Raw genomic sequence first — 19,567 nt, 5'->3', positions numbered from 1 at the left:
AACTCAAAGCCTCGTCTCAGGACAGGCTTTTCTAATGGTGATGAAAATTTCTTGACATCTATTTTCAGAGTGCTATACTAAAAGGGTAATCGCCGATTTAGCTCAGTTGGTAGAGCAACGCACTCGTAACGCGTAGGTCACAGGTTCAAGCCCTGCAATCGGCAGAATTAAGAAGCCTATTAGGGCTTCTTTTTTTGTAACTATAGGAAAGGTAGAACGTTTGAGATAGGTTCTATTTAACGTCTGAAACTCCTGCTTATAAATAAAAACTAAAATTTATATTTTGTGGTATAATATATATTAATAAGCACTTGTTTTCGTTCCGTTTTAGAGGACTATAGGCTGTTAGTCATTCTAGAAATTTTTACATAGATTTTCTAAAAATTATAAAAATCCATGGATAATAACGGATGAAGTCTCGTAAGCTTGACTGAATATAAATCAAAAAGGAGAAAATTATGAACAAGAAAGAATGGGTAAAACAATTTGAGGAGACGAATGGCCGCAAGCCGACTGCATCAGAATTAGCAGAGGCGCAGTCAACTAAAAAGTTTGCGAGAGGAGCTAGAAATATCAAAATCTATATTGGGATAGTCCTCTGTATTTTGGTTGCTATAATCCTAGTAAGTGTTTTCTCGCATTCTCTGATTGGAAAGAAAGAGTCAAATCAAGCATCGTCTTCGGTTTCAACTACAGAGTCAACAAGTCAATCGTCTACAAGCCAAGGAAAAACAGATGAGACTGATAAGGATAAACAAGAGGAAATTCAGAAACTCAAGGATCAACTGACTGCTTTAGATACCAAAATTACTGAAGCAGAAGCACTTGTTAGCAAGTTGAAGAAAGAAACTACCGTTCCAAAACTAGATATTGAAGCAATCAAGAACAATGATTTGTCTAGTTTAGAAGGTACTTGGCGTAGTCAATCTGGTAATGAATACATTATTAATGATTCTGGAGAAGTACGTGCGACTTGGTTTACAAATGATCAAAAGTACGAATCTGTAGTTGGATTAAAGGTATCAAAAGGACAAGATAGTCGTAACCCTGAGACAGCGTCTATCAGTGCGTGGGTAAAAGATTCTGTTGCTGGAGGATTTGTAGTAGTAGCTGTACCAAGTGGAGTTGTTATGCAACCTGCTGATGACGGAAAGATTACGGATAAAAGCAATCATGCTGAGGAAAGACTACTTTCAGGACAAGATTATGGGTCTATGTTAATGAAACCAGAAAATGTTTATTATCGTGTGAAACCAGATACCAGTAAACTTGAGGAGGCAGAAAAGAACTTAGCTCAACTACAAGCAGACCGTGAATCAATCAAATCTTCTCTAGAGTCAAAGGAAAAGAAAAACTAGATGGTATTCGTTCAAAATACTGTTGCAATCGGCAGAATCAAGAAGCCCAAACGGGCTTCTTTTTCTTTTATCACTACTATTCAACCACTTAGACAGAGATATTGACCAGATAGGCAAAAGGGCTTGTTCTTGAAAAATTCCTCTGCTATAATGGTTCATGTAAGGGACGTGAGGGGTCAATATCAGACAACTCAAGAACCTAAAAAAGAAAATGGAGACAAAAAAATGAAAAAATTATTGGGCCTTGTATTTTTAGTAGCAGCAGCGCTAGTATTGTATTTCGGTTCTGTTGGATGGCCAAGTTTGGATGTTAACCTCTGGTCACTCATTCCGGTAGGATTGTTCCTTTATTTCACGCTAGAAAACTTTTTGAAAAAAGACTACAAGGGTAGTCTGATGTGCTTGATCATTGCCTTTATCATTGCAAATGCTATTTTTGATCTCTTGCCCATTTCAAGTGGTTTGGTGATTGGTGCCGGTGTGCTAGCTTGTGTAGGACTTGGCTACCTCTTTCCTGATAAGGATAAAAAAGAAGATAAATAAAAAAAAGTCTCGAGATTTCTCGAGACTTTTTTATCGACCAGCATAATATTTTTGGATCCCTTTCACGATGCCTGCGACCAGTTTATCTTGGTAGTGGCTATCTCTGATTTGTTGGTTTTCGGAGAAATTATCCATATAACCAAGTTCTAGGAGAACGGCTGGTTTGGCTGTTTCGCGTAGTACTGCATAGCTGCTTTCCAATAAGCCAGCATCCTTGGCCCCTGTTTCTGCTAGAAGAGAGGAGTGGATGGCAGCGGCGAGGCGTTTGCTTTCACTCATACGATCTGGGTGATTGTGCCAGTATTTATTAATCTTACTTGGATAATCAGGTTCATCGCTATAGGAGTAGGTTTGAATACCGCTCGCTTTTGAGTAGGTATTACCAGTAGCGTTGAAGTGAATACTGATAAAAATATCAGAGTTGGTCTTATTAACCATACGAGAACGTTCGGTAACAAAATCAACGTCAATATCACTATCACGAGAAGTGAGGACCTTGTAGCCTAGTTCTTCTAACTTAGTACGAAGCTTACGGTAAATCTGCATGTTGAGATCTTTTTCAGCTACATTGTAGTAAAAAGCTCCTGAATCTCGACCACCATGCCCAGGATCTAGGAAGATGGTATTGCTGTATAGTCCTTTTGTAAATCCGCCTTCAGTTGAAACTTCAGAAATCCATTGGCCGTATTTTTGGAACAGGTGTTCCTTACCGTCTATCTTGTAAGTTCCTGAAACATAATGGCCATTATCATCTAGGTAGTAGCGTGCTTTGTCAGAGTTATCGTAAATCCATTCGCTCTTTGCCATGTAACCACCTGACTTGAGGTAGTATGCTCCAATCCACTCCTGATTTGCATAACGACCATCCGCTTTTAGATAGAACCAGCTCTTGTAGGCTTTATCGAAGATCCACTCATTCTCCGCCATGGCTCCACTGGTTTTAAGGTAGTAGCTTTCTTTCCATTTGTCTGCTAGCATTCCACCATTTTGGTCAAATGAGTACCAGGAACCCTGAATCTTTTGCCAGTTTTCTTGGACATATCTCCCTGACCCGTTCGCATAGAACCAAGTATCCTTAATTTTGACCCAGTTGTTTTCTGCCATAGCTCCACTCTGGTTGAAGAGGTAGCCCTTGAAGGTTGTCGCACTCAGCATTCCACCGTCTTTGTCAAAGTAATACCAAGAACCGTTGATTTTCTCCCATTTATCCTGTGAGATCTTTCCAGAAGGAGCGACATAGTACCAAATTTGGTCTAATTTAGTCCAGCCCTTTTCTGCCATAGCTCCGCTTTTTGTGAGAAGATAGCCGTCAACGGCAGTGTTGCTGAGCATACTTCCAATTTGGTCAAAATAGTACCAAGAGCCGTTAATTTTTTTCCAGGTGTTCTGAGCTAGTCGTCCAGAGGAATCAGCATAATACCATTGATTGTCCAGTTTGGTCCAACTATTTTCTATCATGACACCATCTTGGTCAAAGGCATAGCCTTTGTAGATAGTAGAATGAAGACGATTACCATCTTGATCGAAGTAGTACCATTTGCCTTGGATTTGTTTCCAGTTCAAAGCAGGCTTATCATCTTGGTAAAAGCGCCAGTGGTGATTTTCTTGGTGCCATCCTTCTTTTTTGGGCTTGTCTTCTTGCACATCTACTTTCGGAAGAACTTCTGATTTAGAGTTTTCCTCAACACTCGACTCTTTCTTTTCTTCTTTGGCAATTGCTTCCTTGACAGCAGATGTGGATTGAGTTGTGTTTTCTTCTCCTAAGACGGATGCGGGTGCTAATCCTGCGATTGAAAGGATTAAAGCACTGGTCAGTAGTATCTTTTTCACTTTCTATTTCCTAACTTTTTCTTTTTCCCTTTTTCATTTTTCTATTAATTATCGAATTGAACTTCTTCTAGTAAGTATTCGATAAAGCGTTCGCCCATCTTAGATAGGCTAGTTTTTTCATGTTGGATATAGACTAGTTCAATCGGGTCGTCAATGTCCAGCGGAATGGAAACGATATTGTCTCCGTTGAGGTTACTGTTCAAAATCCCTGTTGCAATGGTGTAACCATCCAAACCAATCAAGAGGTTAAAGAGGGTGGCGCGGTCACTGACTACGATGGATTTCTTGTGGTGCTCTTGTGAAAGAATCTCCTCTGAAAAGTAGAAGGAGTTGTGCGTCCCCTGGTCATAACTCAGATAAGGAAAGTCTTCCAAATCAGCCAGTTTGACCTTATCTTTTTTAGCTAGAGGGTTGGTCTTGCTGACGAAGATATGGGGCTGAGCTGTAAAGAGATGGTGGGCTAAGAGGTGGTTGTCATCTAGCATTTTTGTTAAAACATCGCGATTGTAGCTGTTTAAAAAGAGGACACCGACCTCACTGCGGAAGTTCTTGACGTCATCGATAATCTCCCAAGTCCGAGTTTCACGAAGGAAGAGCTCGTATTTTTCCATATCACTTTTCTTGAGCAGAGAGACAAAGGCATTGACTACAAAGGCATAGTGTTGAGAAGAAACGCTAAAGAGTTCACGATGGGCGACAGGATTTTTATAGCGTTCCTCCAGAAGCTGGGTTTGCTCGACAACTTGACGGGCATAGGAGAGAAACTCCATCCCATCACGGGTCAAGGTAATGCCCTTGGGATTACGAATAAAAATTTCAATCCCCATTTCATTTTCCAAATCTCGAACGGCATTGGAGAGACTGGGTTGGGTGATAAAGAGCTGCTTGGCTGCCTCGTTCATAGAGCCAGTTTCGACAATTTTGATAATATAGTGTAGTTGTTGAATTCTCATGTTTTTATTGTACCACACTTGCGGAAGAATGGGCAATGAAGACGAAGAAAATAGGGGGAAAGAGCCGGTCCAGTATTGAAAAAAAGTCTAAAATCTGTTAGAATGAAAGCTATGAAAACATTCTATGATGTGCAGCAATTTCTCAAACAGTTTGGTATTATTGTTTACATGGGGAAGCGTTTGTATGATATTGAACTGATGAAGCTCGAACTCTCTCGGATCTATGATGCAGGTCTCATGGACAAGCTAGATTACCTAGAAGCGGAAGCTGTTCTCCGCAGGGAGCACAAGATAGAATTAGACTACATAGAGAAAAATGGAGATAAGAACTTATGACAATTTGGATTGTTTGGGGAATCGTATTGGCGATAGTGGCATGGATGGGGTATAACTACCTTCGTATTCGTCGTGCGGCTAAGATTGTGGACAATGCAGAATTTGAAGCCTTGATTCGGAAAGGGCAATTGATTGATGTCCGTGAACCAGCAGAATTTCACAGGAAACATATCCTCGGAGCCCGTAATATTCCTTCAAATCAGTTGAAGTCAAGCCTTGCAGCCCTTCGTAAGGATAAACCTGTCCTTCTCTACGAAAACCAACGCGGACAAGGAGTGACCAATGCAGCACTTTATTTGAAAAAACAAGGTTTCTCTGAGATTTATATCCTTTCTTATGGGTTGGATTCTTGGAACGGGAAGGTCAAGACGAGCTAATATTCTATTAAAACCTGTCGAATGATAGATAAAGCTAGCATTTTAAGGTATTATCATTTATAATAAATTTAAGGAGGTTTTATAATATGAATTCACAACAAAAGAAAAAATCTTCACTTATTTTAGGTATCTTATCTATCGTCCTTGGTTTGCTATTTCCAATAGTTGGTCTGATTTTGGGGATCATAGGATTGGTCTTGGCTTTTTCATACCAAAAAGAATCTGGACTGGACTATAAAACAGAAAAAATTCTCAACATCGTAGGTCTTGTAGTTTCTGTTCTTAACTGGATTCTAGCCATCGCGATATTTCTTAGAATTTCTTAGATAAGTAAAGATAAAAAAGCTTTAAACATAAAGCTTTTTTGTTTTATCCACTTTTTTCTAAGTGTTTTTTAATCAACTCTAATTCTTCTGGATTCAAGGAACGGAATTGACCTTCTGATAGTTCTGGGTCTAAAGTGAAATCACCGAACTGAACTCGTTTGAGAGAGGTCACCTTGACTCCTACTGAGAGGAACATTTTCTTAATCTGATGAAATTTCCCTTCTGAAATGGTGATGGAGGCATGGCTCTCTGTTGGGCTTGAGGACAGAATTTCGAGCTGAGCTGGTTTACAAGTGGTCCCATCTAAAAAGACGATTCCATCCTTGAATTTTTGGATATGTTCTGACGTGAGCGGTCCGTTTACTACCATTTGATAGGATTTATCGACATGGTACTGGGGATGAAGGAGCTGGAAGCCTAAAGGTCCATTGTCTGTCAAAAGGAGCAGTCCTGTCGTATCGCGGTCTAACCTGCCGACAGCATAGAGCTGGTAAGACTTGATGTCAGGTGGAAGGAGGTCCATTACGGTTGGCAGTTTCTTATCCTTGCTCGCTGTAACGACTCCGTTTGGCTTATGAAGCAGGAGGTAGGTGTGCTCGTAGCCTTGGATTTGCCGTCCTTGAAAGACTAATTTCTGCAACCCAGTGTCGACATTTTGAGACAGGGAGCTGGCTGGACAATTGTCCACTAGGATTTCTTTTTTTAATAGAGCCTGTTTCATAGCCTTGCGACTGACCTTTTCTTGGGCTAATAATCTATCTAAACGCATACCAGCCTATCTTATCATAAGTCTCTGACTTTGAAAAGAGTTGCCTTGACTAGAAAAGCAGAGTGAAAACATTTACACTTAGCTGAACTGTGATTTTTGAATGAGACTGTGGTATAATTGTTCAGTTAGAAATAAAAATTTAAATATTAGAGGAAATCATGACAAAATTAAGAGAAGATATCCGTAACATTGCGATTATCGCCCACGTTGACCACGGTAAAACAACCCTCGTTGACGAATTATTGAAACAATCAGAAACGCTTGATGCACGTACTGAATTGGCAGAGCGCGCTATGGACTCAAACGATATCGAAAAAGAGCGTGGAATTACCATCCTTGCGAAAAACACTGCCGTTGCCTACAACGGAACTCGTATCAATATCATGGATACACCAGGACACGCGGACTTCGGTGGAGAAGTTGAGCGTATCATGAAAATGGTTGACGGTGTTGTCTTGGTCGTAGATGCTTACGAAGGAACCATGCCACAAACTCGTTTCGTATTGAAAAAAGCCTTGGAACAAGACCTTGTTCCAATCGTGGTTGTCAACAAAATCGATAAACCATCAGCTCGTCCAGCAGAAGTAGTGGACGAAGTCTTGGAACTTTTCATTGAGCTTGGTGCAGATGATGATCAGCTTGACTTCCCAGTGGTGTATGCTTCAGCTATCAACGGAACATCTTCATTGTCAGATGATCCAGCTGACCAAGAAGCTACGATGGCGCCAATCTTTGACACGATTATCGACCATATCCCAGCTCCAGTAGACAACTCAGATGAGCCTTTGCAGTTCCAAGTGTCACTTTTGGACTACAATGACTTCGTTGGTCGTATCGGTATCGGTCGTGTCTTCCGTGGTACTGTTAAGGTTGGGGACCAAGTTACCCTTTCTAAACTAGATGGTACAACGAAGAACTTCCGTGTCACAAAACTCTTCGGTTTCTTTGGTTTGGAACGTCGTGAAATTCAAGAAGCCAAAGCGGGTGACTTGATTGCCGTATCAGGTATGGAAGACATCTTTGTCGGTGAAACGATCACTCCGACAGACGCAGTTGAAGCTCTTCCAATCCTACACATCGATGAGCCAACTCTTCAAATGACTTTCTTGGTCAACAACTCACCATTTGCTGGTAAAGAAGGTAAATGGGTAACTTCTCGTAAGGTGGAAGAACGCTTGCAAGCAGAATTGCAAACAGACGTTTCCCTTCGTGTTGACCCAACGGATTCACCAGATAAATGGACTGTCTCAGGACGTGGAGAATTGCACTTGTCAATCCTTATCGAAACTATGCGTCGTGAGGGTTATGAACTTCAAGTATCTCGTCCAGAAGTTATCGTAAAAGAAATCGACGGTGTTAAATGTGAGCCATTTGAACGTGTGCAAATCGATACTCCAGAAGAATACCAAGGATCTGTTATCCAAAGCCTTTCTGAACGTAAGGGTGAAATGTTGGATATGATTTCAACTGGTAATGGTCAAACTCGTTTGGTCTTCCTAGTTCCAGCGCGTGGATTGATTGGTTACTCAACTGAGTTCTTATCTATGACTCGTGGTTACGGTATCATGAACCATACCTTTGACCAATACTTGCCACTCATCCCAGGTGAAATTGGTGGACGTCACCGTGGTGCCCTTGTTTCTATCGATGCTGGTAAGGCTACAACTTACTCAATCATGTCTATCGAAGAACGTGGTACCATCTTTGTCAACCCAGGTACTGAGGTTTACGAAGGAATGATCATCGGTGAAAACTCTCGTGAGAACGACTTGACTGTTAATATCACGAAAGCAAAACAAATGACCAACGTCCGTTCAGCTACCAAGGATCAAACAGCGGTTATCAAGACACCTCGTATCTTGACCCTTGAAGAGTCTCTTGAGTTCTTGAATGACGATGAGTACATGGAAGTAACGCCTGAGTCTATCCGTTTGCGTAAGCAAATCCTCAACAAGGCAGAGCGCGAGAAAGCCAACAAAAAGAAAAAATCAGCTGAATAAGAGCTAGAAAGAGATAAAGATGGTCTATTTAATCATAGGGATACTCTTATTACTACTCTATGTATTTGCGACACCCCAAAGTATCAAAGGAACAGTCAACATCGTTATCTTGGTCTTTGTAGTTGTTGCACTCTTGATTTTGCTGATGTTGTCCATCTTGCAAATCTTCCAATTACCGACAGAATTCTTTGTCACAATCGCCATGCTGGCCCTAGCCTACTTTAGCTTGAGAGACATTACGCTCATGCCAGTAAAAAAGAGCAAAAGAAGATAAATAGAAAGAGAGCTATGGCTCTCTTTTTCTATGCTAGAATGAGGACTAGAGCATTTTCGTTTAGTATTATTTCCATAAAAATGGTAAAATAGTAGAAGTAGAAATGGAGTTTGAGACATGAAAGTAATCGATCAATTTAAAAATAAGAAAGTTCTTGTTTTAGGTTTGGCTAAGTCTGGTGAGTCTGCAGCTCGTTTGCTGGACAAGCTGGGTGCCATTGTGACGGTAAATGACGGCAAACCTTTTGAGGAAAATCCTGCTGCACAAAGTTTGCTAGAAGATGGAATCAAGGTTGTCACTGGTGGTCATCCTTTGGAATTATTGGATGAAGATTTCGCTCTGATGGTGAAAAATCCAGGTATCCCGTATAGCAATCCCATGATTGAAAAGGCTTTGGCAAAGGGGATTCCAGTCTTGACTGAGGTAGAGTTGGCCTACTTGATTTCAGATGCGCCGATTATCGGCATCACTGGTTCAAATGGGAAAACAACCACAACGACGATGATTGGGGAAGTTTTAACTGCTGCTGGTCAACGCGGTCTCTTGTCAGGGAACATCGGCTATCCTGCTAGTCAAGTGGCTCAAACTGCGACAGCTCAGGACACGCTTGTCATGGAACTTTCTTCTTTCCAACTGATGGGTGTCCAAGAATTCCATCCTGAGATTGCGGTTATTACCAACCTCATGCCAACTCATATCGACTATCATGGTTCTTTTGAGGAGTATGTGGCGGCTAAGTGGAATATCCAGAACAAGATGACAGCGGATGATTTCCTTGTCTTGAACTTTAACCAAGACTTGGCAAAAGAATTGGCTACTAAAACACAAGCCACTGTTGTTCCATTTTCAACACTTGAGAAGGTTGATGGAGCTTATCTGGAAGATGGTCAACTCTACTTCCGTGGGGAAGTGGTCATGGCAGCTGATGAAATCGGAGTTCCAGGTAGCCACAATGTGGAAAATGCCCTTGCGACCATTGCAGTAGCCAAGCTCCGTGGTGTGGACAACCAAATCATCAAGGAAATTCTTTCAGCCTTTGGTGGTGTCAAACACCGTCTCCAGTTTGTGGATGAAATCAAGGGGGTCAAATTCTATAACGATAGCAAATCAACCAATATCTTGGCTACTCAAAAAGCCTTATCAGGATTTGACAACAGCAAGGTCATCTTAATTGCAGGTGGTTTGGACCGTGGGAATGAGTTTGACGAATTGGTACCAGATATCACAGGGCTCAAGAAGATGGTCATCCTCGGTCAGTCTGCAGAACGTGTCAAACGGGCAGCAGAGAAGGCTGGTGTGACTTATGTAGATGCGACAGATATTGCTGATGCGACCCGCAAGGCCTATGAGCTAGCGACTCAAGGAGATGTGGTTCTTCTCAGCCCTGCTAATGCTAGCTGGGATATGTATGCTAACTTTGAAGTACGTGGCGACCTCTTTATCGACACAGTAGCGGAGTTAAAGGAATAATATGAAAAAAATTGTCTTTACAGGTGGGGGGACGGTTGGACACGTCACCCTCAACCTTTTGTTAATGCCTAAGTTCATCGAAGACGGCTGGGAAGTTCACTACATTGGTGATAAACACGGAATCGAACACCAAGAAATCCTCAAGTCAGGTTTGGATGTTACTTTCCATTCTATTGCGACTGGGAAGTTGCGTCGCTATTTTTCTTGGCAAAATATGCTGGATGTCTTCAAAGTTGGTTGGGGAATTGTCCAATCCCTCTTTATCATGTTACGACTGCGTCCACAGGCTCTTTTTTCTAAGGGGGGCTTTGTCTCAGTACCGCCGGTTATCGCAGCGCGAGTTTCTAGAGTTCCTGTCTTTATCCACGAATCGGACCTATCTATGGGCTTGGCCAATAAAATTGCCTATAAATTCGCAACCAAGATGTACTCAACCTTTGAGCAGCCTGCTGGTCTCACAAAAGTCGAGCATGTGGGGGCAGTGACCAAGGTAACAGGTCAAGAGACGCCAGAACCAGACGAGTTGGTGGATATCCAAACCCACTTTGATCCTAAATTGCCAACCGTATTATTTGTCGGAGGTTCTGCAGGAGCTCGTGTATTTAACCAATTGGTGACAGATCATAAGCAAGAACTGACCGAACGCTACAATATTATCAATCTCACTGGAGATTCTAGCCTCAATGAGTTGAGTCAAAATCTCTTTCGTGTTGATTATGTGACGGATCTCTATCAACCCTTGATGAAGATGGCAGATATGGTGGTGACGCGTGGTGGTGCCAATACGATTTTCGAGCTCTTGGCCATGACGAAACTCCAACTCATCGTACCATTGGGTCGTGAAGCAAGTCGAGGAGACCAGATTGAAAATGCAGCCTACTTTGTTAAGAAAGGCTATGCAGAAGAACTTCAAGAAAGTGACTTGACATTGGAAAGCTTGGAGGAGAAACTCAGTCACTTGCTTAGTCACAAGGACCAATACCAAGCTAGCATGAAAGCTTCGACTGAATTGAAATCTCTTGCAGATTTTTACGATCTATTAAGAAAAGACCTAGCATAAGGAATATCAATGTCAAAGGATAAGAAAAAAGAATCAAACCAGAAGCAAGAATTGTCTGAATGGCAGAAACGAAACCAGGAATATCTGAAGAAGAAGGCTGAGGAAGAAGCTGCCCTAGCTGAAGAGAAGGAAAAGGAAAAACAAGCTCGTAAGGAAGCCAACTCGAAACTATTGGAGGAATCCAAGAAATCATCGAGTGAGTCAGATGAGGAAGCCTCAAGTCCAAGCAAGGAACCATCCGAAAAAGAAGAAAAATCTCAAAAGGATGCCCATAAAGTCAAAGAGGAAAAAGAGAAGAAGAAAAAAGAGAAACCAGAAAAACCTGCCAAGCCTAAAATTGCGCCTGTTCATATTTGGAGAGCTGTGAGTATCTTGGTCCCCAGTGTCCTGGTCCTCCTTCTTTCAGTCTATCTATTGACTCCATTTTCGACCATCAAAAATATCGAAGTTAAGGGAAATAGTAACACCCAGGTTGATGATATCAAACAGGCTTCTGGAATTCAAGATAGCGACTATACCTTAGCCCTATTGTTGGATAAGGAAACATACGCTGAGCGAATCAAGTCCAATCATTGGATAGAATCGGCGAAGATTGACTATCAATTTCCGACTAACTTTACGATTGAGGTTAAGGAGTTTGATATTGTCGGTTATTATGTGTCTGGTGAAGAACATTATCCTATTCTTTCTAGTGGTACAGTAGAGTCAACTCCTATTGATCGCTTAAACTTGCCTGAGACTTATCTGACAGTTACCTTTAACGATGAGCAGCAGGTGAAAGAACTGATCAAAGGATTGTCTACCATCAGTGAGGATATCAAGAGCCAAATCCAGAAAATCGAATTAGCGCCGAGCAAGGCAACAGCAGATCTTTTAAAAATTACCATGCTGGATACAGATGAGATTTTGGTTCCCCTATCAGAATTGAGCAAGAAATTGCCTTATTACAGCAAAATTAAGCCACAATTGTCAGAGCCGAGTGTAGTCGATATGGAAGCTGGAGTATACAGCTACACGATAGCGGATAAACTGATAGAAGAGGCTGAGGAAAAAGCCAAACAAGAGGCCAAGGAAGCTGAGAAGAAAAAACAGGAAGAAGAAAAGAAAAAACAAGAAGAACAAGGAAATCAAAGCCAAACGAGCCAGCAATCACAGAGTCGTTAGATTAACTTTTCCTCTTGATTTTGAATGGTATAAAAGTCCAGTTTCGAGTTTTTGCTTGACAAGTCCTACTATAAATAATAGAATAGAAAAAAACCTTTAAAAGCAGTCCAGAGAGGCAGCTAAGGTTAGACGGTGAAAGGGTGGAGACTACCCATTTTTCGTGGAACCTTGCTGTTGGAAGGTTCCTTTTTTCGTGGTTTATTTTTAACCATACTCTCTTGCTAGCTAAGGTAAAAGGAGAAAGGTATGCGTGAACATCGTCCAGTTATTGCTCTTGATTTTCCTAGTTTTGAGGCGGTCAAGGAATTTTTATCTCTTTTCCCGGCAGAAGAAAGTCTTTATCTAAAAGTAGGGATGGAGCTTTATTATGCGGAAGGTCCAGAAGTTGTCCGTTATTTGAAGTCACTGGGGCATAGTGTCTTTTTGGACCTCAAGCTACATGACATTCCCAATACAGTTAAATCTGCCATGAAGGTCTTATCTCAGCTTGGTGTAGACATGACCAATGTTCATGCTGCTGGTGGTGTGGAGATGATGAAGGCTGCACGTGAAGGTCTTGGGACACAAGCCAAATTGATCGCTGTGACCCAGCTTACATCAACGTCGGAAAGCCAGATGCAAGATTTTCAAAATATCCAAACCAGTCTGCAAGAGTCTGTGATTCACTATGCCAAAAAGACAGCTGAAGCAGGCTTGGACGGTGTCGTTTGCTCGGCTCAGGAAGTGCAACTCATCAAGCAGGCCACCAATCCAGATTTTATCTGTCTGACGCCAGGAATTCGTTCTGCGGGAGCTGCGGTTGGAGATCAAAAGCGCGTCATGACGCCAGCGGATGCTTATCAAATCGGTAGTGACTATATCGTAGTGGGACGTCCCATTACCCAAGTTGAGGATCCTGTTGCAGCTTATCATGCTATCAAAGATGAATGGAACCAAGACAGAAATTAAAGAAATAGATTTTAAAAATAAAAGGAGAATACTATGACACTTGCTAAAGATATCGCTAGCCACCTCTTGAAAATTCAAGCAGTTTACCTCAAACCAGAGGAGCCTTTTACTTGGGCATCTGGTATCAAATCGCCGATTTATACTGATAACCGTGTGACGCTAGCCTATCCAGAGACTCGTACCCTAATTGAAAATGGTTTTGTAGATGCTATCAAGACAGCCTTTCCAGAGGTAGAAGTGATTGCAGGAACTGCGACAGCAGGAATTCCTCACGGAGCTATCATCGCTGACAAGATGAACTTGCCTTTTGCCTACATCCGCAGCAAACCAAAAGACCACGGAGCTGGTAATCAAATCGAAGGTCGCGTAGCTCAGGGGCAAAAGATGGTTGTTGTTGAAGACCTCATTTCAACGGGTGGGTCTGTTCTTGAAGCCGTAGCAGCTGCTAAACACGAAGGAGCCGATGTTCTTGGTGTCGTAGCGATTTTCAGTTATCAATTGCCAAAAGCAGATAAGAACTTCTCAGACGCAGGTGTCAAACTTGTGACGCTTTCTAACTACAGTGAACTAATCCACTTAGCCCAAGAAGAAGGTTACATCACTCCAGAAGGGCTCGACCTCCTAAAACGCTTTAAAGAAGACCAAGAAAATTGGCAAAATGCCTAAAACATAGAAAATCAGGTAGTCACTAGGATTGCCTGATTTTTTATATGTGGGCAATAAAACTATGATTCCTAAAGGTAAAGATGAATATAGGATAATGGTAGAATGAGAGACCTTCTTTTTTTGCGGCATATTCAGATAATCAGTTTGAAATTTTCAGACAAAATTTTTGAAAGGATTTTGAAAAAGAGGTAAGATAGTTAATGTAAGAAAAAGTAAACGCTTACTTAACAAGGAGGACATTTTATGTCATATAAAACAAGCAATGCAGAAGGACCTGTAGATTTTATTAACACTTATGATTTGGAGCCAATGGCACAACAAGTCATTCCTAAAGCTGCCTTTGGTTATATCGCTAGTGGAGCAGAGGATACTTTCACTTTACGCGAGAACATCCGTGCCTTTAACCACAAACTCATCGTTCCACATACGCTTTGTGATGTTGAAAATCCAAGTACAGAGATTGAATTTGCAGGTGAAAAATTATCTTCACCAATCATTATGGCGCCTGTTGCGGCTCATAAATTGGCGAATGAGCAGGGTGAAGTGGCTACTGCGCGTGGTGTGCATGAGTTTGGTTCTCTTTACACAACTAGCTCTTACTCTACTGTAGATCTTCCAGAAATTACAGAAGCCCTTCAAGGGACACCTCATTGGTTCCAATTTTATTTTAGTAAGGATGACGGTATCAACCGCCATATCATGGACCGTGTGAAGGCTGAAGGTTACAAAGCGATTGTCTTGACAGCAGATGCTACTGTAGGGGGCAATCGTGAGGTCGACAAGCGCAATGGTTTTGTCTTCCCCGTTGGTATGCCTATTGTTGAGGAATACCTGCCAGAAGGTGCTGGTAAATCAATGGACTTTGTTTACAAGTCAGCCAAACAACGCTTGTCTCCACGCGATGTAGAATTTATCTCTACATACTCAGGACTTCCTGTGTATGTCAAGGGGCCACAATGCCGTGAGGACGTTGAACGCTCTCTTGCCGCAGGTGCTTCTGGTATCTGGGTAACCAACCACGGTGGCCGCCAAATCGACGGTGGACCAGCATCCTTTGATTCGCTTCAAGAAGTGGCTGAAGCAGTTGATAAACGTGTGCCGATTGTCTTTGACTCTGGTGTTCGTCGCGGTCAGCATGTCTTTAAAGCCTTGGCTTCAGGAGCAGACTTGGTAGCTATTGGCCGCCCTGTGATCTATGGCTTGGCTCTTGGTGGTAGTGTGGGTGTACGTCAAGTCTTTGAACACTTGAACGCGGAATTGAAGACAGTCATGCAGTTATCTGGAACTCAGACTATTGAGGATGTCAAACACTTCAAACTCCGTCATAACCCATACAATCCATCCTTCCCAGTTGATTCACGTGATTTGAAGTTGTATTGATAAAGTAGAAAGTCTCCATTTGATGTGGAGGTTTTTCTCGTCTTGAGGAAGGGTGACATATCATAACAAAGGAGGAAAAAACTATATAAATATATTTTTCAGTCAAATATCTTGCTAGGGCTTTCAAATTCTGTTATACTGGTCCAGTAATAAAATAATAAAGACATTTGGGGTGCCTTAGGCTGAGATGATACCCATTGAACCTGATACAGTTAATACTGGCGAAGGGAAATGTGAAAAGGTTTTTTTCGTATGTCGAAAAGAACTGTCTAATCTTGTAAGGTAAACTCTAATTCTTAATTGTAATTGGAGTTTTTTTGTTTATACAAACTGGATAGGCTTGTTTAGGTAGCTCTCTGCAAATGCCCTCGATGTTCTTAAAAAGTATCAAGTGGAATTACGATTTTGCTTGGTATTTCTTGATACTTTATTGATTACTAAGGAGTAAAGAAAGGAAAAATAAATATGGAAATACAAGACTATGCATTTCAGCCAGGTTTGACCGTTGGAGAATTATTAAAAAGCAGTCAGAAGGATTGGCAGGCTGCAATCAATCATCGTTTTATTAAGGAACTTTTTGCGGGGACAATTGAGAATAAGGTCTTAAAAGACTACCTGATTCAAGATTATCATTTCTTTGATGCTTTCTTATCCATGCTGGGTGCTTGTGTAGCTCACGCAGATCAGCTTGAATCCAAACTTCGTTTTGCCAAGCAACTAGGCTTTCTTGAAGCAGATGAAGATGGTTATTTCCAAAAGGCTTTCAAAGAGTTAAAAGTAGCAGAGAATGACTATCTAGAAGTGACCTTGCACCCTGTAACAAAAGCGTTTCAGGAGCTAATGTATTCGGCTGTGGCTTCATCAGACTATGCTCATCTTTTGGTCATGCTGGTCATTGCAGAAGGTCTCTATTTAGACTGGGGTTCTAAAGATTTGGCACTACCTGAAGCCTATATTCATTCGGAATGGATCAATCTCCACAGAGGTCCTTTCTTTACAGAGTGGGTTCAATTTCTGGTTGACGAACTCAATCGTGTCGGGAAAAATCGAGAAGATTTGACAGAACTTCAGCAACGCTGGAATCAAGCAGTTGCTTTGGAATTAGCCTTTTTTGATATTGGTTATGAATTATAGGATAAATTCAATCCTTTTATGTAGATTAAAAGAATGAACAAACAAACTATATAAATATATTTTCCAGTCAAATATCTTGCTAGGGCTTTCAATTTCTGTTATACTGGTCCAGTAATAAAATAATAAAGACATTTGGGGTGCTTTAGGCTGAGATGATACCCATTGAACCTGATACAGTTAAGACTGGCGAAGGGAAATGTGAAAAGGTTTTTTTCGTATGTCGAAAAGAACTGTCTAATCTTGTAAGGTAAACTCTAATTCTCGTTTGTAATTGGAGTTTTTTTGTTTATCAAAAGAGGATAGGCTTGACGGCAAGCCTTTTGGTAGCTCTTCTTGAATGCCCCACTTTTCTTTAAAAAAGGAGTTTTTTATGTTGAAAAAATGGCAGTTAAAAGATGTTATCTTGCTTGCTTTCTTGTCTATCTTTTTTGGTGGCGTTTTTGTGGGTTCAGGCTATCTGTTTGATATTCTCACCCTGATCTTGGCCCCTCTTGGTTTACAGGCTTTTGCCAATGAAATCCTCTTTGGTCTCTGGTGTATGGCTGCGCCCATTGCGGCCATCTTTGTTCCAAGAGTCGGAAGTGCAACGATTGGAGAAGTGCTCGCTGCGCTTGCTGAAGTTCTTTATGGTAGCCAATTCGGTCTAGGCGCTCTTTTGTCCGGCTTGGTTCAAGGTTTGGGAAGTGAATTTGGTTTTATCGTAACCAAGAATCGCTATGAAAGTTGGCTCTCTCTAACTGCTAATAGTATTGGGATTACCCTTTTTAGCTTTGTCTATGAATACATTAAATTAGGTTATTACGCCTTTTCCCTTCCTTTTGTCCTTTCCTTGCTTGTGGTTCGTTTTATTTCCGTCTTTTTCTTCTGTACCATCTTGGTTCGTGCCATTGTCAAACTCTATCATCAGTTTGCAGCTGGAGGAAAGGCATAGATGGGCCTGGAATTAAGAGGGATTCAGTCCCCAATCTTCTCAGAGCCAATTGATTTTACTTTTCATGATCAAGCCTTTACCTTGTTAGTTGGGAGTAGTGGTTCAGGAAAATCCAGTCTCTTTCAAGTCATTGCCCAAGTCAGTTCTCTTCCCTATAGTGGTCAAGTCCAGATAGATGGAAGCGAGGTCAGTCAGCTTTCTATCGTTGAACGTGTCCAGACGGTTGGCATTCTCTTTCAAAATCCCAATCATCAATTTACCATGGAGAACTTGTTTGAGGAACTGATTTTTACCTTGGAGAATATCGGCCATCCCGTGCAAGAGATTGATGCTAAAATAGCAGAGGTGGTCCAGCAATGTCGCTGTGAGAAAATCTTGCACCGTCCCATACATCACTTATCAGGTGGGGAAAAGCAAAAGGCTGCTTTGGCTGTTCTCTTTGCCATGAATCCTAGGGTCTATCTCTTGGATGAGCCTTTTGCTTCCATTGACCGCAAGAGCAGGTTAGAGATATTGGAGATTCTAAAAGAGTTGGCTCTTGATGGGAAGACAGTCATCCTGTGCGACCATGATTTATCAGACTATGAAGCCTATATCGACCATATGGTGGAGCTAAGAGACGGTCAACTAAGAGAAGTGTTTCAAATCCCTTCCTCTGAGATGATACAGGTCGCTTCAAAGGAAGTTGCTTCTAGCCAAGGACTATTCCATATGGACCGTGTGACTTGTGAGCTGGATCATCGCCCCCTCTTTTCCATTGCGGATTTTACATTCTACCAAGGAATTTCCTGTATCTTGGGTGACAATGGTGTCGGGAAATCAACCCTCTTTCGGTCTATTCTTCAATTTCAGAAGTATAAGGGGAGAATTACTTGGAAGGGTTGGGTTCTGAAAAAGAAAAAGAGTTTGTATCGTGATCTGACGGGTGTTGTTCAGGAAGCTGAAAAGCAATTTATCCGAGTCAGTCTGCGAGAGGAACTACAATTAGATAGTCCAGACTCTGAAAGAAATCAGCGGATACTCCAAGCTTTACGATATTTTGATCTGGAGCAGGCGCTTGATAAGAGTCCCTATCAATTAAGTGGTGGCCAACAAAAGATTCTTCAGCTTTTGACCATCTTGACCAGCAAGGCTTCTGTGATCTTGCTAGATGAGCCATTTGCTGGTTTGGATGATAGAGCATGCCATTATTTTTGTCAGTGGATGTTGGAGGATAGAAATCAAGGAAGAAGTTTTTTGATCATTAGCCATCGTTTAGATCCCTTGATCTCTGTGGTTGATTATTGGATTGAGATGACGAGTGAGGGGCTCAGTCATCTCAAAGACGTGACCATCAGCAAACCACTCCCATCTCTGAAAAATGATACTTTAGGGGAGGTGAGGTAGTATGATCAAAGTAGCAACCAAGACACCGGTTATCAGTCTTTTCTTGCTGATTTTATCCTTGGAAACATCTTTCATTCCTTCGATTGCTCTGAATCTTTCGGTAGCCGCATTTTGCATCCTCTTCATGCTCTATTATCGTCGATTTAAAATGTTGGCTTGGATGCTCTTGCTCGCCATTTTACCATCTTTGGCTAATTACTGGGCAGTTCAGTTACATGGGGATGCTTCGCAGGCAGTGATACTTGGGACGAGGGCTTTTGTGACGGTTTGTATCGGCCTTGTCTTTGTTTCCAGTATTTCCCTAAAAGAGCTTCTCTTGTACTTGGCTCAAAAGGGGTTATCGCGTTCTTGGGCCTATGCCTTAATTGTGGTATTTAATTCCTTTCCCCTTATTCAGAAAGAAATCAAGTCCCTCAAAGAAGCTTGCCTATTACGTGGTCAAGAACTGCATGTTTGGTCTCCCTTGATTTACAGCAAGGTTCTGATGACAGTCTTTAGGTGGCGCCATCTTTATCTGAGAGCTCTGTCGGCGCATGGATATGACGAACATGCACAGGTGGAGAATAGCTATCGGACTTTTTATATTCCTAAAAAAACAAAATTAATCTACCTGCTTTTCTTTTTATTGCTTCAAATCAGTCTATTTTTATAAAGGAGTTATT

The 19,567-nt window shown here is 41.6% G+C and carries 20 protein-coding genes, 1 tRNA gene and 2 riboswitches; of the genes, 18 read left to right on the top strand and 3 right to left on the bottom strand.

All coding sequences use genetic code 11. The features are described from left to right. Positions 1-91 precede the first annotated feature (91 nt). The 3 genes from SOR_RS06955 (at position 92) to SOR_RS06945 (ending at position 1,901) form a co-directional block, all read left to right on the top strand. Positions 92-164 (top strand) — tRNA-Thr (locus SOR_RS06955). 294 nt (positions 165-458) lie between these two features. After that, the gene (locus tag SOR_RS06950) at positions 459-1,358 is read left to right on the top strand and encodes a DUF6287 domain-containing protein (protein ID WP_001034436.1); all 900 of its coding nucleotides are present in this window, start codon (positions 459-461) and stop codon (positions 1,356-1,358) included. A 225-nt stretch (positions 1,359-1,583) separates the two neighbouring features. Next, complete coding sequence (locus SOR_RS06945; RefSeq protein WP_000734662.1) at positions 1,584-1,901, top strand: LiaF transmembrane domain-containing protein; 318 nt, start codon at positions 1,584-1,586, stop codon at positions 1,899-1,901. Positions 1,902-1,931: 30 nt separating this feature from the next. Here the strand turns inward: SOR_RS06945 and SOR_RS06940 are convergent, their stop codons facing one another. After that, positions 1,932-3,731, bottom strand: a complete 1,800-nt coding sequence (locus SOR_RS06940) for an N-acetylmuramoyl-L-alanine amidase (protein WP_000722522.1) — start codon at positions 3,729-3,731, stop codon at positions 1,932-1,934. A 44-nt stretch (positions 3,732-3,775) separates the two neighbouring features. Next, a complete protein-coding gene (locus tag SOR_RS06935) occupies positions 3,776-4,684 on the bottom strand; it encodes a LysR family transcriptional regulator (RefSeq protein WP_001222584.1) in 909 nt (302 codons plus the stop codon). 102 nt (positions 4,685-4,786) lie between these two features. On the opposite strand from SOR_RS06935, the gene SOR_RS06930 reads away from it, so the two are divergent. From SOR_RS06930 to SOR_RS06920, 3 genes are all read left to right on the top strand, one after another. Continuing rightward, a complete protein-coding gene (locus tag SOR_RS06930; RefSeq protein ID WP_000646473.1) occupies positions 4,787-5,020 on the top strand; it encodes a YqgQ family protein in 234 nt (77 codons plus the stop codon). After that, complete coding sequence (locus tag SOR_RS06925; protein WP_000158118.1) at positions 5,017-5,397, top strand: rhodanese-like domain-containing protein; 381 nt, start codon at positions 5,017-5,019, stop codon at positions 5,395-5,397. Before SOR_RS06930 ends, SOR_RS06925 begins: the two co-directional genes overlap by 4 nt. 86 nt (positions 5,398-5,483) lie before the next feature. Further along, positions 5,484-5,723: a hypothetical protein gene (locus SOR_RS06920; protein WP_001088144.1), complete on the top strand. Its 240-nt coding sequence runs from the start codon at positions 5,484-5,486 to the stop codon at positions 5,721-5,723. A 43-nt stretch (positions 5,724-5,766) separates the two neighbouring features. Here the strand turns inward: SOR_RS06920 and SOR_RS06915 are convergent, their stop codons facing one another. Beyond that, positions 5,767-6,492: a 16S rRNA pseudouridine(516) synthase gene (locus SOR_RS06915; RefSeq protein WP_001235081.1), complete on the bottom strand. Its 726-nt coding sequence runs from the start codon at positions 6,490-6,492 to the stop codon at positions 5,767-5,769. A gap of 158 nt (positions 6,493-6,650) precedes the next feature. On the opposite strand from SOR_RS06915, the gene typA reads away from it, so the two are divergent. The 12 genes from typA (at position 6,651) to SOR_RS06855 (ending at position 19,557) form a co-directional block, all read left to right on the top strand. Continuing rightward, a complete protein-coding gene (typA, locus tag SOR_RS06910) occupies positions 6,651-8,492 on the top strand; it encodes a translational GTPase TypA (RefSeq protein ID WP_000164111.1) in 1,842 nt (613 codons plus the stop codon). Between the two features lie 19 nt (positions 8,493-8,511). Further along, on the top strand, positions 8,512-8,766 hold the full coding sequence (locus SOR_RS06905) for a DUF3165 family protein (RefSeq protein WP_000262660.1): 255 nt from the start codon (positions 8,512-8,514) through the stop codon (positions 8,764-8,766). Positions 8,767-8,883: 117 nt separating this feature from the next. Continuing rightward, a complete protein-coding gene (gene murD, locus SOR_RS06900) occupies positions 8,884-10,236 on the top strand; it encodes a UDP-N-acetylmuramoyl-L-alanine--D-glutamate ligase (RefSeq protein ID WP_000863063.1) in 1,353 nt (450 codons plus the stop codon). A gap of 1 nt (position 10,237) precedes the next feature. Next, positions 10,238-11,296, top strand: coding sequence for a UDP-N-acetylglucosamine--N-acetylmuramyl-(pentapeptide) pyrophosphoryl-undecaprenol N-acetylglucosamine transferase (locus tag SOR_RS06895; RefSeq protein ID WP_000724795.1), 1,059 nt, complete (start codon positions 10,238-10,240; stop codon positions 11,294-11,296). Positions 11,297-11,305: 9 nt separating this feature from the next. Then, positions 11,306-12,460 carry a cell division protein FtsQ/DivIB gene (locus tag SOR_RS06890; RefSeq protein WP_000031120.1) on the top strand — a complete coding sequence of 385 codons (1,155 nt, stop codon included), beginning with the start codon at positions 11,306-11,308 and terminating at the stop codon, positions 12,458-12,460. 246 nt (positions 12,461-12,706) lie between these two features. Beyond that, a complete protein-coding gene (pyrF, locus tag SOR_RS06885) occupies positions 12,707-13,408 on the top strand; it encodes an orotidine-5'-phosphate decarboxylase (protein ID WP_001206745.1) in 702 nt (233 codons plus the stop codon). Between the two features lie 33 nt (positions 13,409-13,441). After that, positions 13,442-14,074: an orotate phosphoribosyltransferase gene (gene pyrE / locus SOR_RS06880; RefSeq protein WP_000170902.1), complete on the top strand. Its 633-nt coding sequence runs from the start codon at positions 13,442-13,444 to the stop codon at positions 14,072-14,074. A gap of 243 nt (positions 14,075-14,317) precedes the next feature. Continuing rightward, positions 14,318-15,454 carry an L-lactate oxidase gene (lctO, locus tag SOR_RS06875; RefSeq protein ID WP_000120744.1) on the top strand — a complete coding sequence of 379 codons (1,137 nt, stop codon included), beginning with the start codon at positions 14,318-14,320 and terminating at the stop codon, positions 15,452-15,454. A gap of 158 nt (positions 15,455-15,612) precedes the next feature. Next, a riboswitch (TPP riboswitch) is annotated at positions 15,613-15,701 on the top strand. A 218-nt stretch (positions 15,702-15,919) separates the two neighbouring features. Next, positions 15,920-16,588, top strand: a complete 669-nt coding sequence (locus SOR_RS06870; RefSeq protein WP_000405339.1) for a TenA family protein — start codon at positions 15,920-15,922, stop codon at positions 16,586-16,588. Between the two features lie 123 nt (positions 16,589-16,711). Next, positions 16,712-16,800, top strand: a riboswitch (TPP riboswitch). A gap of 158 nt (positions 16,801-16,958) precedes the next feature. Beyond that, positions 16,959-17,519, top strand: coding sequence for an ECF transporter S component (locus SOR_RS06865; protein ID WP_000915267.1), 561 nt, complete (start codon positions 16,959-16,961; stop codon positions 17,517-17,519). Then, positions 17,520-18,905, top strand: a complete 1,386-nt coding sequence (locus tag SOR_RS06860) for an ATP-binding cassette domain-containing protein (RefSeq protein WP_000522142.1) — start codon at positions 17,520-17,522, stop codon at positions 18,903-18,905. A 1-nt stretch (position 18,906) separates the two neighbouring features. Then, positions 18,907-19,557: an energy-coupling factor transporter transmembrane component T gene (locus SOR_RS06855; RefSeq protein WP_000598429.1), complete on the top strand. Its 651-nt coding sequence runs from the start codon at positions 18,907-18,909 to the stop codon at positions 19,555-19,557. Positions 19,558-19,567: the final 10 nt, after the last annotated feature.

The organism is Streptococcus oralis Uo5, assembly GCF_000253155.1.
Taxonomy (GTDB): Bacteria; Bacillota; Bacilli; order Lactobacillales; family Streptococcaceae; genus Streptococcus; species Streptococcus oralis_L.
Note: the sequence above shows the minus strand (reverse complement) of the source record. Positions and strands in the feature narration are given on the sequence as shown.

What these genes read in the sequence shown, in the direction of transcription:
- SOR_RS06950 (WP_001034436.1), top strand. Translation starts at nt 459, where the DNA reads ATGAACAAGAAAGAATGGGTAAAACAATTTGAGGAGACGAATGGCCGC.
- SOR_RS06945 (WP_000734662.1), top strand. Translation starts at nt 1,584, where the DNA reads ATGAAAAAATTATTGGGCCTTGTATTTTTAGTAGCAGCAGCGCTAGTA.
- SOR_RS06935 (WP_001222584.1), bottom strand. Translation starts at nt 4,684, where the DNA reads ATGAGAATTCAACAACTACACTATATTATCAAAATTGTCGAAACTGGC.
- SOR_RS06930 (WP_000646473.1), top strand. Translation starts at nt 4,787, where the DNA reads ATGAAAGCTATGAAAACATTCTATGATGTGCAGCAATTTCTCAAACAG.
- SOR_RS06925 (WP_000158118.1), top strand. Translation starts at nt 5,017, where the DNA reads ATGACAATTTGGATTGTTTGGGGAATCGTATTGGCGATAGTGGCATGG.
- SOR_RS06920 (WP_001088144.1), top strand. Translation starts at nt 5,484, where the DNA reads ATGAATTCACAACAAAAGAAAAAATCTTCACTTATTTTAGGTATCTTA.
- SOR_RS06915 (WP_001235081.1), bottom strand. Translation starts at nt 6,492, where the DNA reads ATGCGTTTAGATAGATTATTAGCCCAAGAAAAGGTCAGTCGCAAGGCT.
- typA (WP_000164111.1), top strand. Translation starts at nt 6,651, where the DNA reads ATGACAAAATTAAGAGAAGATATCCGTAACATTGCGATTATCGCCCAC.
- SOR_RS06905 (WP_000262660.1), top strand. Translation starts at nt 8,512, where the DNA reads ATGGTCTATTTAATCATAGGGATACTCTTATTACTACTCTATGTATTT.
- murD (WP_000863063.1), top strand. Translation starts at nt 8,884, where the DNA reads ATGAAAGTAATCGATCAATTTAAAAATAAGAAAGTTCTTGTTTTAGGT.
- SOR_RS06895 (WP_000724795.1), top strand. Translation starts at nt 10,238, where the DNA reads ATGAAAAAAATTGTCTTTACAGGTGGGGGGACGGTTGGACACGTCACC.
- SOR_RS06890 (WP_000031120.1), top strand. Translation starts at nt 11,306, where the DNA reads ATGTCAAAGGATAAGAAAAAAGAATCAAACCAGAAGCAAGAATTGTCT.
- pyrF (WP_001206745.1), top strand. Translation starts at nt 12,707, where the DNA reads ATGCGTGAACATCGTCCAGTTATTGCTCTTGATTTTCCTAGTTTTGAG.
- pyrE (WP_000170902.1), top strand. Translation starts at nt 13,442, where the DNA reads ATGACACTTGCTAAAGATATCGCTAGCCACCTCTTGAAAATTCAAGCA.
- lctO (WP_000120744.1), top strand. Translation starts at nt 14,318, where the DNA reads ATGTCATATAAAACAAGCAATGCAGAAGGACCTGTAGATTTTATTAAC.
- SOR_RS06870 (WP_000405339.1), top strand. Translation starts at nt 15,920, where the DNA reads ATGGAAATACAAGACTATGCATTTCAGCCAGGTTTGACCGTTGGAGAA.
- SOR_RS06865 (WP_000915267.1), top strand. Translation starts at nt 16,959, where the DNA reads ATGTTGAAAAAATGGCAGTTAAAAGATGTTATCTTGCTTGCTTTCTTG.
- SOR_RS06860 (WP_000522142.1), top strand. Translation starts at nt 17,520, where the DNA reads ATGGGCCTGGAATTAAGAGGGATTCAGTCCCCAATCTTCTCAGAGCCA.
- SOR_RS06855 (WP_000598429.1), top strand. Translation starts at nt 18,907, where the DNA reads ATGATCAAAGTAGCAACCAAGACACCGGTTATCAGTCTTTTCTTGCTG.